Here is a 14,303-nt window from a genome sequence, read left to right on the forward strand (position 1 = left end):
GACCGGTGCGCCGAGTCGCACCGAGGTGCGCGATTTGCTCGCGAATCGGGCGGCGTGGACGCTCTACGCCCTCTCGTTTCTGGCGTTCTCGCTGTACCTGTTCCTCAACAGTTGGCTGCCGAGCTATCTGACCGACCGCCTCGGCGTCTCGCTCGCGCTGAGCGGTCTGCTGACCGCGCTGTTCCCCGCGGTCGGCGTCGTCTCGCGGACCAGCGGCGGGGTCATATCGGACCGACTGTTCGGCGGGGAGCGCCGCCCGGTCGTCCTGCTGGCGTTCGTCGCGGCCGCGCCCGCCGTCACGGGATTCGTGGTCGTCACGCGGGTCGGTCCCGCTATCGCGCTGCTGCTCGTCGCGGGGTTCGCGGTCCAACTCACCATCGGCCTGCTCTACACCTACGTCGCGGAAGTCGTCGCGCCGACCGTTCGGAGTACGGCCATCTCGATGCTGACCAGCGTCGGCCTGTTCGGGGCGTTCGCCGCGCCGATAGCCGGGGGCGCGATAATCGACCGGGCGGGGTATCGCCCCGCGTTCCTGCTCGCGGGTGTCGTCGCGGTACTCGGCGTGGCGCCAGCGTGGTACGCCCCCGACGTGCGGTGACCCCAATCGCCGGAAGCCCTTTTGGTTCTGCGGGACGACTACCTCAGTTGCACGGTGGGGAATACCATGGCAGACAAACCACATCAGAATCTGGCCATCATCGGCCACGTAGACCACGGAAAATCGACGCTCGTGGGACGACTCCTCTTCGAGACGGGGAGCGTACCCGAACACGTCATCGAACAGCACAAGGAGGAGGCCGAGGAGAAGGGGAAAGGCGGGTTCGAGTTCGCCTACGTGATGGACAACCTCGCCGAGGAGCGCGAGCGCGGCGTGACCATCGACATCGCCCATCAGGAGTTCGAGACCGACGAGTACTACTTCACTATCGTGGACACGCCGGGCCACCGCGACTTCGTGAAGAACATGATCACGGGCGCGTCTCAGGCCGACAACGCCGTGCTCGTCGTCGCCGCCGACGACGGCGTCGCGCCCCAGACGCAGGAACACGTCTTCCTCGCGCGGACGCTCGGCATCAACGAACTCATCGTCGGCGTCAACAAGATGGACCGGGTTGACTACGAGGAGAGTCGCTACAAGGAGGTGGTCGCCGAGGTGCAGGACCTGCTGAATCAGGTCCGATTCAACACCGAGGACGCCAGCTTCATCCCCATCTCCGCGCTAGAGGGCGACAACGTCGTCGAGCGCAGCGGGAACATGGAGTGGTACGACGGCGAACTCGTGTTGGAGGCGCTCAACGACCTCCAAGAGCCGGAGCCGCCGACCGACGCGCCGCTCCGACTCCCGATTCAGGACGTGTACACGATTTCGGGCATCGGTACGGTCCCGGTCGGGCGCGTCGAGACGGGCATGCTGAACACCGGAGACAACGTGAGCTTCCAGCCCTCCGACGTGGGCGGCGAGGTCAAGACCATCGAGATGCACCACGAGGAGGTGCCCGAAGCGGGACCGGGCGACAACGTCGGGTTCAACGTCCGCGGCATCGGCAAGGACGACATCCACCGGGGCGACGTCTGCGGCCCGGCCGACGACCCGCCGAGCGTGGCCGAGACGTTCACGGCCCAAATCGTCGTGATGCAGCACCCGAGCGTCATCACGGACGGCTACACGCCGGTCTTCCACGCTCACACCGCGCAGGTCGCCTGCACGCTGGAGTCCATCGACCAGAAGATAGACGCCTCCAGCGGCGAAGTCGAGGAGGAGGACCCCGACTTCATCCAGTCGGGGGACGCCGCGGTCATCACGGTCCGGCCCCAGAAGCCGCTGAGCATCGAACCCTCGTCGGAGATTCCGGAACTCGGGAGCTTCGCCATCCGGGACATGGGACAGACCATCGCCGCCGGACGCGTGCTGGAAGTCACCGAGCGCTGAGTCGCCGAGAACAGTCTCGGCGAACACCGGATGACTTTACTACTCGGAGCCCCTCGTGTTCGATATGGGTTTTGGTAGCTACGACGAGTCCGAACAAAAGGACCAAGAAAACGACTTCGACGAGGACGACGGCGTGTCCGTCCACGAGAACACCCACGAAGGGGAAGTCTCGTTCGACTCGGACGCCTCACAGGACGAACTTCTCGACCAACTGAACGAGATCAAGAACAGCGGCGAGGACGACGAGGAGTAGACCGCCCCGAGAGGGGTCGCGGTGGTGAAGACGACGTTTTTCTGCAGTTCCATCGTTGCTCGTAGGTTCGGGCACGCAATCGTCTATCAGTCGGTCATCAACCGTCGGTCTCGGGCCTCAGCGTCGCTTCCGAAACCAGAGACGCGGAGACCGCCGCTAAGCGAAAATCAATTACAGTTGCTACGCTATCACGGACCATGGAGACGGACATCCTCGGTCAGTCCGAAGCGTCCCTGCGCCGGATGAACGTCGGCCGAACCCGAGTCGAGGCCGAGTCGTTCGAGGCGGCGCTGACCTCGGTCGTCGAGACGCCCGCGGTCGGGTCGCCCCTCCCGTTCGAGGGCGTCTCGCTGGCGGACACCGAGGTCGAACTCGACCCGACCCCGGCACAGTTGCGAGCGGCGAAGACCGGCGTGACCGCCGTCGAACTCGGCGTCGCCGACTACGGGTCGGTGGTCGTCCGGTCGTCGCCCGGCGGCGACGAACCGGTGAGTCTCTTCCCCGAGACCCACGTCGCCGTCCTGCGCGAGAGCGACGTGGTCCCGGACATGCCCGCCGCCTTCGAGCGACTAGAGTCCGTCTTCGCGGCGGGCGGCGACGACGTCGTCGTCGCCACGGGACCGAGCGCGACCGCCGACATGGGCGAACTGGTGTACGGCGCCCACGGTCCCAAGGCGGTCCACGTCCTGCTGCTGGAGGACCGATGAGTTCCGACCGCGCTACCCGGAAGGCGAAGGCGGCGGAGATTCGGCGACTCCTTGACGAGGAGGGCGACAGCGTCGCGGCGAACACCCGCGGCTTCAACGAGGGGCGCTACGAGTCGGTCGGGAAGTTGGACGACTACGAGGAACTGAAGACTGAGGCGCGGGCCATCAAGGAGGACGCCATCGAGCGCCTGCCGGACCTGATAGCGCGGGTCCGCGAGAGCGTCGAGGCCAACGGCGGCACCGTCTACCTCGCCGACGACGCCGCGGACGCGAATCGCTACGTCGAGGAGGTCTGCGAGCGTCAGAATGCGGAGACGCTGGTCAAGAGCAAGTCGATGACCACCGAGGAGATAGAGGTCAATCAGCGACTGGAAGACGCGGGCGTCGAAGTCTGGGAGACGGACCTCGGGGAGTTCGTGTTGCAGGTGGCCGACGAAGCGCCCTCTCACATCGTCGCCCCGGCCATCCACAAGTCACGGGAGGCCATCGCCGACCTGTTCAATGCCCACTTCGAACCCGACGAACCGCTCGAAACCGCCGAGGAACTGACCGAGTTCGCCCGCGAGTACCTCGGCGAGCGCATCGAAGACGCCGACGTGGGGATGACGGGCGCGAACTTCGTGGTCGCGGAGTCGGGCACCATCGCGCTGGTGACCAGCGAGGGCAACGCCCGGAAGTCGGTCGTCGCGCCGGACACCCACGTCGCCGTCGCGGGCATCGAGAAACTGATTCCGAGCCTCTCTGACCTCCAGCCGTTCGTGGAACTCATCGGCCGGTCGGGCACCGGACAGGACATCACCTCCTACGTCTCGCTGTTCAGTCCGCCGGTCGGGTCGCCGACCATCGACTTCGACGACCCTGAGACGCCGCTGTCGGCGTCCGGGGACCCCGACGACCGGGAGTTCCACCTCGTCCTCGTGGACAACGGCCGGACGGCGATGCGCGAGGACGACCAGTTGCGCGAGACGCTCTACTGCATCCGGTGTTCGGCCTGCGCCAACTCCTGCGCGAACTTCCAGTCGGTCGGCGGCCACGCCTTCGGCGGCGAGACGTACTCCGGCGGCATCGCCACGGGGTGGGAGGCCGGTGTCGAGGGGTTGGACACCGCCGCGGAGTTCAACGACCTCTGCACGGGGTGTTCGCGCTGCGTGAACCAGTGTCCGGTCGGCATCGACATCCGTGGATAAATACGGTGGTCCGCGACCGCATCAACCGGGGCGAGGACGGCGAGTTCGACTGGCTGGTGGAGGGGCTGACGCCCGACGAGGAACCGGGCGGACTGAGCCTCCAGAAGCGGTTCTTCGGTAACTTCTCGACCGTGGCGAAGGTCGGGTCGGCGCTGGCTCCGGCGTCGAACTGGCTCGCGGACACGGCTCCCGCGCGGTGGGCGATGGAGCGGTTTCTCGGCATCGACCGGCGGCGGGACCTCCCCGAGTTCGAGCGCGAGACATTCACGGATTGGTTCGCGGCCCGTGGCGGGTCGCGCATCTCGCCGACAGACGCCGACCGCGTCGCCGCGGTCTACCCGGACCTCTACACGAATCACGTGCAGGTCGAGCGCGGGAAGGCCGCCGTCAGGGTGCTGGAGGCGCTGGGCGTCTCGGTCAGAGTGCCAGCGGTGGCGTCGAGCGGTCGCGCGCCCCTCTCGCAGGGGATGATAGCCACCGCGAAGCGCCACGCAGAACAGGTCGCGCCCGCGCTGCTGGACCACGTCGAGGCCGGACGCGACGTGGTCGTGATTGAACCGAGCGACCTCGCTATGGTCGAGCGCGAGTACGGGAAGTTCCTCGACGACGAGCGCCACGAGGCGCTGGCCGACGGAAGCTACGAGGTACTGGAGTACGTCTACGGCCTGCTCGAAGAGGGCGAGGAGGACTCGGACGAGACGGTGAACGCGCTCACCCGCGGGGCCGGGGCGGAAGTCGCGTACCACAGCCACTGCCAGCAGCGCACGCTGGACCTCGAACCGTACACGACCGCCGTGCTGGAGGCGGCGGGCTACGACGTGCTGACCTCCGACGTGGAGTGCTGCGGGATGGCCGGAAGCTTCGGCTACAAGTCCGAGTACTACGAACTGAGCGTGGACGTGGGCGAGCAGTTGCGCGGCCAGTTCAGCGCTCCCGAGGCCGAGGACCGCCTCGTCGTCGCGAGCGGTACGTCCTGTCTGGAGCAGTTGGATTCGCTGTTGAGTCGGCCGACCCGTCATCCGGTCGAACTGCTCGACCCTGCGCGGTGACAGCCACACGGGCCGCACGCCGCCGAATCCGACTCGGCGGGTTGATGGGACGCTCTCGTAGGGTCGCACACCGCCGGTCGAAACCGGGGCGGATTTACCTTCGAACCCACTACTCGGCGGCGTGAAGAACGTCACGGACAGAACCAGCAACCCCTTCGGGATGACGCCGCCCTGCGACCACGGGTGTGGGTCGGCGGGCGACGACTCGGGCCCCCGCGCTGTCTTCGGCTACGGGGACGCCAACGCCGACTTCCACGTGGTCGGCGACCATCCGGGCGTCCACGGCGGGCGCGAGACCGGGATTCCGTTCACCGGGAGTCTGGCTGGCGAGCGCCTCCAACCCGTCTTGAACGAGGTGGGCCTGCTCGGAGACGCCTACAGCGACGAACCCGCGGCGGCGGACTGCTTCTTCAGCTATCGCCACATGTGCTGTCTGCCCAAGGGGCGCGCGCCGACCGACCGCGACTACGACGAACTGGAACCGTTCTTCGACGCCGAGTTGCGGGCCATCGCGGCACACGTCCTCCTGCCCGTGGGCGAGCGCGCGACCCGGTACGTCCTCGGGACCTACGCCGCCCGCGAGGCGCTGTTGAACGGCGGCGAGCGAGAGGACCGGATGGCCGACCTCCACGCCGACCACGTTCCGGGCCGGGGCTTTCTGGTCGTCCCGGTTCGTGAACCGAGCGAGTGGGACGACGGCGACGGCGAACGACTGGCCGCCTCGCTGGCCGACCTGCTGTCGTCGGACTACCGCCAGACCGCGGACCTCGGCCGGTTCCTCGCGGAACACGACACCTACGAAGTCCGGTAATCTGTCCCTCGATACGTCGGAAGCAGACGATTACGACGACTCGGACCGAGCCTCTGGGACGAGTCCGAGAGCGCCGAGGAGGCCACCGAGGACCATCGTCGTCATTCCGAACACGGCGACGAGTTCGTCCAGTCCACCGAACTGTGAACTGTTCAGCGAGACGAATCCGCCGAAGACGACTGCCAAGAGACCGAACCGATAGGTGCCACTCGTCATACCCACGGTCGGACACTCCGGGTAGAAAAGTACAACGGGACGAGACGTGCGTAACGAAGTCACCTCCATAGCGCAGGGACAGAGGAGACGATTCGGGAACTCCGGCGCTACGAGTACGTCCGCCCGCCGGGGACGATAACGTCGAAGAATCCCCTGAAGACGCCGATTACGAGTTCGAGTACCAGCGGGACGAGCGGAACGACGATGAGCAGTGCGAAGACAGCGCCGACGGCTACCGCCGCAATTTCGAGCGGAGATGTCGGCTTCGGAACGGCCATGAACGTCTCCACGACGGCATCCGCCATAACGGTGGCGTCGGGGACAGTGAATTAGAAGGAAGCGACGAGTGGAGAGTCGAGGGGGTATCCACAGGCCCGAACGCAGACGGACCCCCTCGAATCCGCAACAATAGCTAAGGACGTGTACGGGGTATCGGTTCTGGAGATGGCTCTCGATACGCCCGAGGACCTGTTCGAGTACGAACTCCGTGGGATATACTACGCCGAGCGTGAGTTGACCGACCTGCTGGACGAACTTCAGACCAGCGCGACGGAGGCCGACCTCGTGGACGGGTTCGCCGAACACCGCGACGAGACCGTGGTCCACGTCGAGCGCCTCGAACGCGTCTTCGACGTACTGGGCCTCGAACCGCACGAGCGAAACGTGCCGACGTTCGACGCGCTCCGCGAGGAGAAGCGCGAGGCCGACACCGACTCCCACGACGTGGCGGTGCAGAACACGCTCTACAACCACGTCGGTCGGAAGGCCGAGCGACTCGAACTCACCGCCTACGAGGGACTGCTCGCGCTGGCGGACGTGCTCGACGCCGACCCCGAAGCGGTGGACCTGCTCGAACAGAACAGAGACGAGGACCGCGAGGCACTCGACACGCTCGAATCGGTTTCGGAGGGCGGCGAGTTCGAGTCGTTCATCGACCGACTACTGTGAGAATCGAACGTCCGAAAGCGACCGGCCAGTCGCGAAAAGGGGGACAGACTACGAGTCGTCGGCGAACTCGGTCCCGCAGTTGCCACAGGCCATGCTCCGAGCGGGCAGTGCGCGCTGGGGCGTGACCAGACCGCAGTCGTCGCAGATGCCGTAGAGGCGTTTGTCCGGGTCGATACCGCTGACGAACTCCATCCGCACCCACGCGTCGGGGTTCGTCTCGTCGTAGAGTTCGACGCCGCCCTCGGTTCGCTTCCAGTTCACCGGGTCGGCGTCCTGCTCCCGTCGCTCCAGTCGTTCGCTCATCGCGTGGTAGAAGGGCGGACAGTATCTATCATAAAAGTTCCGTACTAATTTTCACTACGAGTGTACTCAAACTCCTCACGGCGGGCGAGGCCGGAGGGAACGACGGGAGAGAAAACGACTTACCTGACACGCGCGGAGTACGACCGTGAAACGGATTCAACTCGGAAACACCGTCTTCGAGGGACGGAACGACGTGTACCTGTTCGGGGACGACTCCGGACGGACGACGCTGGTGGACACGGGCGTCGCCTCGCCCGAGGTCCGGGAACAGTTACAGGACGGACTCGCCGAGTACGGCGTCTCGTTCGGCGACGTGGACGCGATTTTACTCACCCACTGGCACCACGACCACGCGGGTCTCGCGGGCGAGATTCAGGACGAGAGCGGCGCGACGGTGTACGTCCACGAGGACGACGCGCCGATGGTCGCCGAGGACGGCATGAACCACGAGACCGAAATCGAGGAGCGCGACCTGTTCGCGCGGTGGGGCGTCCCCGACGAGAAGGCCCACGAACTGCTCGACTTCCTCGGTCTCCACGACCAGATTCAGGGCCGGTCCCCGGAGATCGAGACGTTCGCGGACGGCGCTACGTTCGACCTCGGGAACGTCGAACTCGAAGCGGTCCACCTGCCGGGTCACGCCGCCGGACTGTCCGGGTTCGCACTGACGGACGGAGACGACCGCGAACTCCTCTCGGGCGACGCACTCCTGCCGAAGTACACCCCCAACGTCGGCGGCGCTGACCCCCGCGTCGAGGACCCCCTCGGTACCTACCTCGACTCGCTGGACCGAATTATCGAGAGCGACTACGCTCGCGCGTGGCCGGGCCACCGCGACCCCATCGACGACCCCACGGAACGAGCGCGCGAAATCGCCGCTCACCACCGCGAGCGGACCGAGCGCGTGCTGTCGGTCCTCCGAGAGCGCGGCGAGGCCGACGCGTGGACCGTCAGCGCCGACCTATTCGGCGAGTTGTCGAACATCCACATCATGCACGGGCCGGGCGAGGCGTGGGCGCACCTCGACCACCTCGACCGCCACGGTGTCGCGGAGCGAACCGACGAGGGATACGCGCTCCTCGACGAGGACCCGGACCTCGACGCGATGTTCGAGTACGGCGGCGAGAACGCCGAAGCAACCGGACCGAGTGCGGCGACGGAGGACTGATTGACCGTGACTACAGTCACAGTCTGGAACGAGTACCGCCACGAGCGTGAGGACGACGCGGTCCGCGAGGTCTACCCCGACGGCATCCACGCGACCATCGCCGAGTTCCTCGACGACCGGGGATTCGACGTTCAGACCGCGACCCTCGACGACCCCGAACACGGCCTGACTCGGGAGGTACTGGACGATACCGACGTACTGACGTGGTGGGGTCACGAGGCCCACGAGGAGGTCAGCGACGAAGTGGTCGAGCGCGTCCACGAACGAGTGCTGTCGGGGATGGGCCTGCTCGTCCTCCACTCGGGCCACTACTCGAAGATTTTCAAGCGGTTGATGGGGACGAGTTGCGGCCTCAAGTGGCGCGAATCGGGCGAGACCGAGCGAATATGGACGGTCGAACCCGGCCACCCCATCGCCGAGGGTATCGACGAGTGCATCGAGGTGCCCGAGACCGAGATGTACGGCGAACGGTTCGACGTTCCGGCCCCCGATACCTTGGTGTTCACGAGTTGGTTCGAGGGCGGCGAAGTGTTCAGAAGCGGGTGCTGTTACCGCCGCGGGTCGGGCCGAATCTTCTACTTCAGGCCGGGCCACGAGACGTACCCCATCTACCACCAACCCGAAATTCAGACCGTCGTGGCCAACGCCGTCTCGTGGGCGACGCCTGTCGATACGTAATCACTTTCGTTCGGCAACGCTCCGAGTTCGTCAGAACGGGGGTAAAACAGCTATCACCGGCGTCGTAATTGCTCTCGACCGCCAGTCATCGGCTCTATCGCCTGATTTTGTAAAGTTAAAGGAAGGAAACCATTTATTAGGTAGCCGTGATTCCGGCAAGACAGAGGATGCCGGAGGCGAACCCCCGTGTACTACACGTCGAGGACAACGACTTCTTCGCTAAGGTCACGTCCGGAATTCTCGACGACGAGTACGACATCGACGTGTACACGGTGGAGAGCGCGGAAGCAGCACTCGAACGATTGGAAACCAATCGGTTCGACTGCATCGTCAGTGACTACGACATGCCCGGCATGGACGGGTTGGAGTTACTGGACGCGGTCAGAGAGACCGACCGAGACGTCCCGTTTATCCTCCTGACCGGCGGCGGGAGCGAACAGATAGCCAGTAAAGCAATCTCGGCGGGTGTCACCGACTACCTCAAAAAGGGGACCGACCAGGAGCAGTTCGCAGTGTTGGCAAACCGCATCGAGAACGCCGTTTCGCGGCGGCGCGCCGAGCGACTGGCGAACCGTCAAATCGCGGTCAACGACCTCATCTGGGACGTGAGCCAGTCGATTTTACAGGCGTCGTCCCGCGAGGACATCGAGCAGATCGTCTGCGAGCGCCTCGCCGACTCGGGACCCTACCTCCTCGCGTGGGTCGGAACCGTGGACGAGGAGACTGCCACCGTTCGACCGGAGGCGTCCGCGGGCGTCGAAAAACGGTATCTCGACACCGTGATTCTCCACGGCGACCGGGAGGAAGGTGACAGCCTCCCGGTGAGGAAGGCGGTCGAAACCCAAGAAGTGCAGGTCAAACGCGGTGCGAGACTGAAAGAGCGGTTCCAGAACGAAGTCGACGCGAACGTCGAATCCTACGCCGTCGCCGCGGTCCCGCTCGTGTACGAGAACTGTGCGTACGGCGTCCTGAGCGTCTGGTCGGACGTCCGGCACGCGTTCGGCGAGACCGAGCGCCGCGTCCTCTCGAAGTTCGGGAACAACCTCGCGTACGCCATCGATTCGGTCCAGACGCGCAAGGAACTCGTCCGGCGCGAACAGCGACTACAGGTATTCAATCGAATCCTGCGACACAACCTCAGGAACGACCTCAACGTCGTACTAGGTCGGGCCGAGAACATCGCCGAAGAGTTTCCCCCGGCCGCGAACGAGGCGAGCATCATTCGGCAGAAAGCGAGCGAACTCATCGAAATCAGCGAGAAGGCGCGCGAGGTCGGGAAGACTCTCGACGGTGAGAGCCGGACGACCAAGCAGATAGACGTGACCGATTGCGTGAAACGAACCTGCGAGGAGTTCCGCCAGTCGTACCCCGACGTCGCGATAACTACCGAAACCCCACAGAGCGCAGTGGTGTACGGCGACAAGACGCTCGAAGCCGCGATAAGCGAAGTCGTGGAGAACGCCATCGAACACGGTGGCGAGCGACCGTCGGTGAGCGTGACGGTCTCGCCCAGCGGCGACGACGAGTGGGTGGAAGTGACTGTCTTGGACGACGGACCCGGTATCCCGGAGGAAGAGCGCAAAGTCCTCGCAGAAGGCGAGGAAACGGCTCTCCACCACGGAAGCGGACTCGGTCTCTGGCTCTCGAACTGGATCGTAGGCAAGTTCGGTGGCGACCTGACGTTCGACGACTATCGTACGAACGGCGGTGAAGTGACTCTGCGACTCCAGCAGGCGACCGAGGGAGTTTCACCGTGGCAAGATATTTCACCGTTGGGGAACGGATAAGCATTCTAGCGTAACCGTCGTCCGTCCGGGAGAACCACTCGTTCGAATCACCGACAAATATATACGAGGAAAGAGATTAATACAGACAATATGAGCACGAAATCGAATGGGTTCGTAGAACGATTCCGGCAACCCGAGTACACTGGCGAGAACCGCTGTACACCGTGTACTATCGTCAACGTCGTGATCGCAGTCGTGGCGAGCGGGTTCGCTTCGTACCTACTGACGCCAGTGGGTGGTGTAGTGGTGTTCGCGCTGTCGCTCGCGTCCATCTACCTACGAGGGTATCTGGTACCGGGGACTCCGACGTTGACGAAGCGTTACTTCCCCGACTGGGTGTTGGCGCGGTTCGACAAACTCGAAGACGAACCCGTGGAAGTCAGTGAGGACGAACGCGAACCGGAAGAAGTGTTGGCCGACGCCGGAGCGGTCGAACCCTGCGAGGAGATGGACGACCTCTGTCTCTCCGAGTCGTTCCGACAGACGTGGTACGACAACATGGAGTCCATCAAGTCGGACGGAACCGAGAAGAGCGACCTGAGTCACGTCCTCGACGTGGAGGAGGAGAAACTCACGTTCGACGAACACGACGAAGCGCTGGTCGCGCAGTACGACGGCGGCCATCTCGGACAGTGGGAGTCGCGCGCGGCACTCGTGGCCGACCTCGCGGCCGCGAAGGTACTCGAAACTCGCTACCCCGACTGGGACGCGCTGACAGTCACGAATCAGAGTCGCGTGCTGAGCGGTCTCCGAATCTTCCTCGACGCCTGTCCCGACTGCGGCGGCGACATCGCGATGGAACAGGATACCGTCGAATCCTGCTGCCGGACGATGGACGTGGTCGCAGTCAGTTGTTCGGAGTGCGACTCCCGAATTCTGGAGGTCGAACACGACCAGTAACCGTCCTTCGTGGCTGAGTTGGGACTTCGTGGTCGATATCCCACCTCCCCCTGCTTCAGCCCTCTCGTCTTCCCTGCTTCAATTTTCTTCTCTCCCGCCCGGTTTTCTCGATTCGCTACTCGACTGTTCTTCTCGAACTCGGACGGCGTCGTCGCGCGAAGTTTCGCCGACGTTCGACCCCACCGTTTCCGCTGTCTATCGCGGGCACCTCGAACACACCTCGACCCCGTTGTTTCCGCTGTCTTCCGACGGTTTTCGTCGTTCCCTTCGATTTTGGGTCGGCGGAACACCGTAGTTTCCGCTGTTTTCGACTCGGGTAACGGCGCTCCCAACACCAGTATTTCCGCTGTTAGGGCGGTCATCGAGTTTCTCTGTGACCCCACCGTTTCCGCTGTCTTTTGTCGATACCGGCGAGTTGAGGGGTCGGCGACCGCAACCGGATAGAATCGAAGATGCGCGAACGAAATGAGGGACGTGTTACCGAAAAAACAACGCACAGTTGACGGGAGACAGCGGAAACTACGGGGTTGGTTCGCAGGGAAGTCGGCGGTAAACAGCGGAAACGGTGGGGTCGACGCCGACGAGAGGAGATGACGGAGATAGTAAATACGGGAGGAAGAGAGTCAGTTCTCCGCGTCCTCGAACGTAGTCTGATAGTAGGGGCGAATACTCTCGTGGACGCCCGCGAACTCGATGGTGTCTTCGAGTGCAGTGACGACCAACTGGAGGTCCTGTTTCAGGGCGTGTTTGCGGTACTTCCCGCCGGACATGCCCTCGTTCTTCTCGGTCGAGGAGATGACTCCGAGCATGGCGAGGTCCGCGAGGTGGTCGCGCATCCGGCGACTCGTCAGGGGTTCGGTACCGACGTGGTTGCACAACTGTTCGTATCGGGGTCGGATGTCTCGTGAGCGGGCGGGCGTCTCTTCCTCCGCTTCGAGCGACGTGAGCGCGTAGAGGACGAGGCGGGCGTGTTCGGTCAGGTCGGCCACGCCCTCCATGATTCGGTCCCGTTCGAGTTTCTCCCGGGCCTCTTGGACGTGGTCGTCGATGACCTGTTCGACGGCCTCCTTGCGAGCGAGGTCCCCCGCTTCGAGGAGGAGGTCGAGAGCCTGTCGAGCGTCTCCGGCGTCCTGTGCGCCGTACGCCGCACAGAGCGGAATCACGTCCTCGGCGAGCGCGTCGTCGTGGAACGCGACCTGCTCGCGCTGACTGAGGACCTTCTGGAGTTCCGTGGCGTCGTAGGGTGGGAACGAGACTTCCTTCTCACAGAGCGAGGACCGAACTTTCGCCGAGAGCGAGTCGCGAAACGAGAGGTCGTTGGAGATACCGACGAGACCGATTTTGGCGTGTTCGAGGTAACCGTTGCTACGGGCGCGCGGAATCTGATACAGGATGGAGTTGTCGTTGATGTGGTCCACCTCGTCGAGAACCACGATGACGGTACCGCCGAGTTTGTCGAGTTCCTCCCAGAGGAAACTGTAGACCTGCGCTTGAGGATAGCCAGTGTTACTGATCTGCTCGGAGGGGTCACGGAGTGTATTGACCAACCGGACCGCGACCTGATAACTAGAGTTGAGACCGTCGCAGTTGATCTCGATGACGTTGAGAGAGATATCGTCGTACTTGGCGGCGTCGTCCTGCAGTCGGTTCAGGAGAAAGCGAGTGGCCGCCGTCTTTCCGACCCCGCTCTTTCCGTAGAGGAAGATGTTGGACGGAGCCTCGCCGTTGATGATAGGTTGGAGTGCGGCGTGGTACTCCTCTAATTCCTCGTCTCTTCCCACGAGGTTGTCCGGGGTGTACTCCTCGAGCAGGGCGTCTCGATTCTTGTAGAGGGAGTTATCCCGGTCGAAGCTAAACGATGACATGCGCGTTGCTTGAACGGACGGGGATATAAAGTGTCGTGGTTAGCGGCATGTCCGCTGTTTCTTCTGTCCCGAATATATTTATGGGTGAATGGAGCGGTGGGCATCCCCTGTTTCCGTTGTCCCGATTGACTTAAACACACACCCACCCCATCGTTTCCGGAGCTAACTGCGGGACGAGTGTGGGGTGTCACGTTGCTTCTGGATAAGAGGAAAAGTTTATATACTAATCTGTAAAACCATATCCGTAGTACAAATAGACAAAATAGACTACGGGCTCACTAGCTGGTGGAGAGATTCTGATCTGCTTTTTGCTCAGAGAGGGCCGCTAAAAAAGACGCGCTAGAATCGCTCGACGGTTTAACTAGGCACTCGGCAACATCTGACGACGTACCGACACGCTCTGCGGCCGAACGTCCGCTATCGTCATTCCGCGTTCCCTGCTCCGCGTCCCGCCTCGAATCACGCTATTTCTCCAAATTGACGCTCTCCGCTCGGGTTCCG

Annotated in this window: 14 protein-coding genes and 1 pseudogene; 11 read left to right on the top strand and 4 right to left on the bottom strand. The window is 63.7% G+C overall.

Going from position 1 to position 14,303, the window contains the following annotated elements; genetic code table 11:
* The first annotated feature begins 25 nt into the window (after positions 1 to 25).
* From NGM06_RS18445 to NGM06_RS18470, 6 genes and pseudogenes are all read left to right on the top strand, one after another.
* Positions 26 to 598: an MFS transporter gene (locus NGM06_RS18445; protein ID WP_254270273.1), complete on the top strand. Its 573-nt coding sequence runs from the start codon at positions 26 to 28 to the stop codon at positions 596 to 598.
* A 66-nt stretch (positions 599 to 664) separates the two neighbouring features.
* Positions 665 to 1,930 (top strand): translation elongation factor EF-1 subunit alpha, encoded by a 1,266-nt coding sequence (tuf, locus tag NGM06_RS18450; protein ID WP_254270236.1) that lies wholly within the window; start codon positions 665 to 667, stop codon positions 1,928 to 1,930.
* A gap of 64 nt (positions 1,931 to 1,994) precedes the next feature.
* Positions 1,995 to 2,183 (top strand): DUF5786 family protein, encoded by a 189-nt coding sequence (locus NGM06_RS18455; RefSeq protein WP_163522963.1) that lies wholly within the window; start codon positions 1,995 to 1,997, stop codon positions 2,181 to 2,183.
* A 197-nt stretch (positions 2,184 to 2,380) separates the two neighbouring features.
* Positions 2,381 to 2,890 (top strand): LUD domain-containing protein, encoded by a 510-nt coding sequence (locus tag NGM06_RS18460; RefSeq protein ID WP_254270274.1) that lies wholly within the window; start codon positions 2,381 to 2,383, stop codon positions 2,888 to 2,890.
* Positions 2,887 to 5,126: pseudogene (locus NGM06_RS18465) on the top strand (LUD domain-containing protein). Before NGM06_RS18460 ends, NGM06_RS18465 begins: the two are co-directional and overlap by 4 nt.
* Positions 5,127 to 5,247: 121 nt before the next feature.
* Positions 5,248 to 5,937, top strand: a complete 690-nt coding sequence (locus tag NGM06_RS18470; protein WP_254270239.1) for a uracil-DNA glycosylase family protein — start codon at positions 5,248 to 5,250, stop codon at positions 5,935 to 5,937.
* A gap of 30 nt (positions 5,938 to 5,967) precedes the next feature.
* Here NGM06_RS18470 and NGM06_RS18475 read toward each other — a convergent pair whose 3' ends face one another.
* Together NGM06_RS18475 and NGM06_RS18480 are read right to left on the bottom strand one after the other, a co-directional pair.
* A complete protein-coding gene (locus NGM06_RS18475; RefSeq protein WP_254270240.1) occupies positions 5,968 to 6,153 on the bottom strand; it encodes a hypothetical protein in 186 nt (61 codons plus the stop codon).
* Positions 6,154 to 6,260: 107 nt separating this feature from the next.
* Positions 6,261 to 6,431 carry a hypothetical protein gene (locus NGM06_RS18480; protein WP_254270241.1) on the bottom strand — a complete coding sequence of 57 codons (171 nt, stop codon included), beginning with the start codon at positions 6,429 to 6,431 and terminating at the stop codon, positions 6,261 to 6,263.
* Between the two features lie 166 nt (positions 6,432 to 6,597).
* On the opposite strand from NGM06_RS18480, the gene NGM06_RS18485 reads away from it, so the two are divergent.
* Complete coding sequence (locus NGM06_RS18485; RefSeq protein WP_254270242.1) at positions 6,598 to 7,101, top strand: YciE/YciF ferroxidase family protein; 504 nt, start codon at positions 6,598 to 6,600, stop codon at positions 7,099 to 7,101.
* 48 nt (positions 7,102 to 7,149) lie between these two features.
* Here the strand turns inward: NGM06_RS18485 and NGM06_RS18490 are convergent, their stop codons facing one another.
* A complete protein-coding gene (locus NGM06_RS18490; protein ID WP_254270243.1) occupies positions 7,150 to 7,404 on the bottom strand; it encodes a hypothetical protein in 255 nt (84 codons plus the stop codon).
* A gap of 145 nt (positions 7,405 to 7,549) precedes the next feature.
* Between NGM06_RS18490 and NGM06_RS18495 the strand changes: the two genes are divergently transcribed.
* The 4 genes from NGM06_RS18495 (at position 7,550) to NGM06_RS18510 (ending at position 11,937) form a co-directional block, all read left to right on the top strand.
* Positions 7,550 to 8,572 carry an MBL fold metallo-hydrolase gene (locus NGM06_RS18495; protein WP_254270244.1) on the top strand — a complete coding sequence of 341 codons (1,023 nt, stop codon included), beginning with the start codon at positions 7,550 to 7,552 and terminating at the stop codon, positions 8,570 to 8,572.
* 6 nt (positions 8,573 to 8,578) lie between these two features.
* The gene (locus NGM06_RS18500) at positions 8,579 to 9,250 is read left to right on the top strand and encodes a ThuA domain-containing protein (RefSeq protein WP_254270245.1); all 672 of its coding nucleotides are present in this window, start codon (positions 8,579 to 8,581) and stop codon (positions 9,248 to 9,250) included.
* 167 nt (positions 9,251 to 9,417) lie between these two features.
* The gene (locus NGM06_RS18505; RefSeq protein WP_254270246.1) at positions 9,418 to 11,037 is read left to right on the top strand and encodes a response regulator; all 1,620 of its coding nucleotides are present in this window, start codon (positions 9,418 to 9,420) and stop codon (positions 11,035 to 11,037) included.
* Between the two features lie 90 nt (positions 11,038 to 11,127).
* Positions 11,128 to 11,937 (top strand): DUF8054 domain-containing protein, encoded by an 810-nt coding sequence (locus NGM06_RS18510; RefSeq protein WP_254270247.1) that lies wholly within the window; start codon positions 11,128 to 11,130, stop codon positions 11,935 to 11,937.
* Between the two features lie 623 nt (positions 11,938 to 12,560).
* On the opposite strand, the gene NGM06_RS18515 is transcribed toward NGM06_RS18510, so the two are convergent.
* Positions 12,561 to 13,802, bottom strand: coding sequence for an orc1/cdc6 family replication initiation protein (locus tag NGM06_RS18515; RefSeq protein WP_254270275.1), 1,242 nt, complete (start codon positions 13,800 to 13,802; stop codon positions 12,561 to 12,563).
* Positions 13,803 to 14,303 lie beyond the last annotated feature (501 nt).

Origin of the sequence: Halorussus aquaticus (assembly GCF_024218795.1) — an archaeon.
Lineage (GTDB): Archaea > Halobacteriota > Halobacteria > Halobacteriales > Haladaptataceae > Halorussus > Halorussus aquaticus.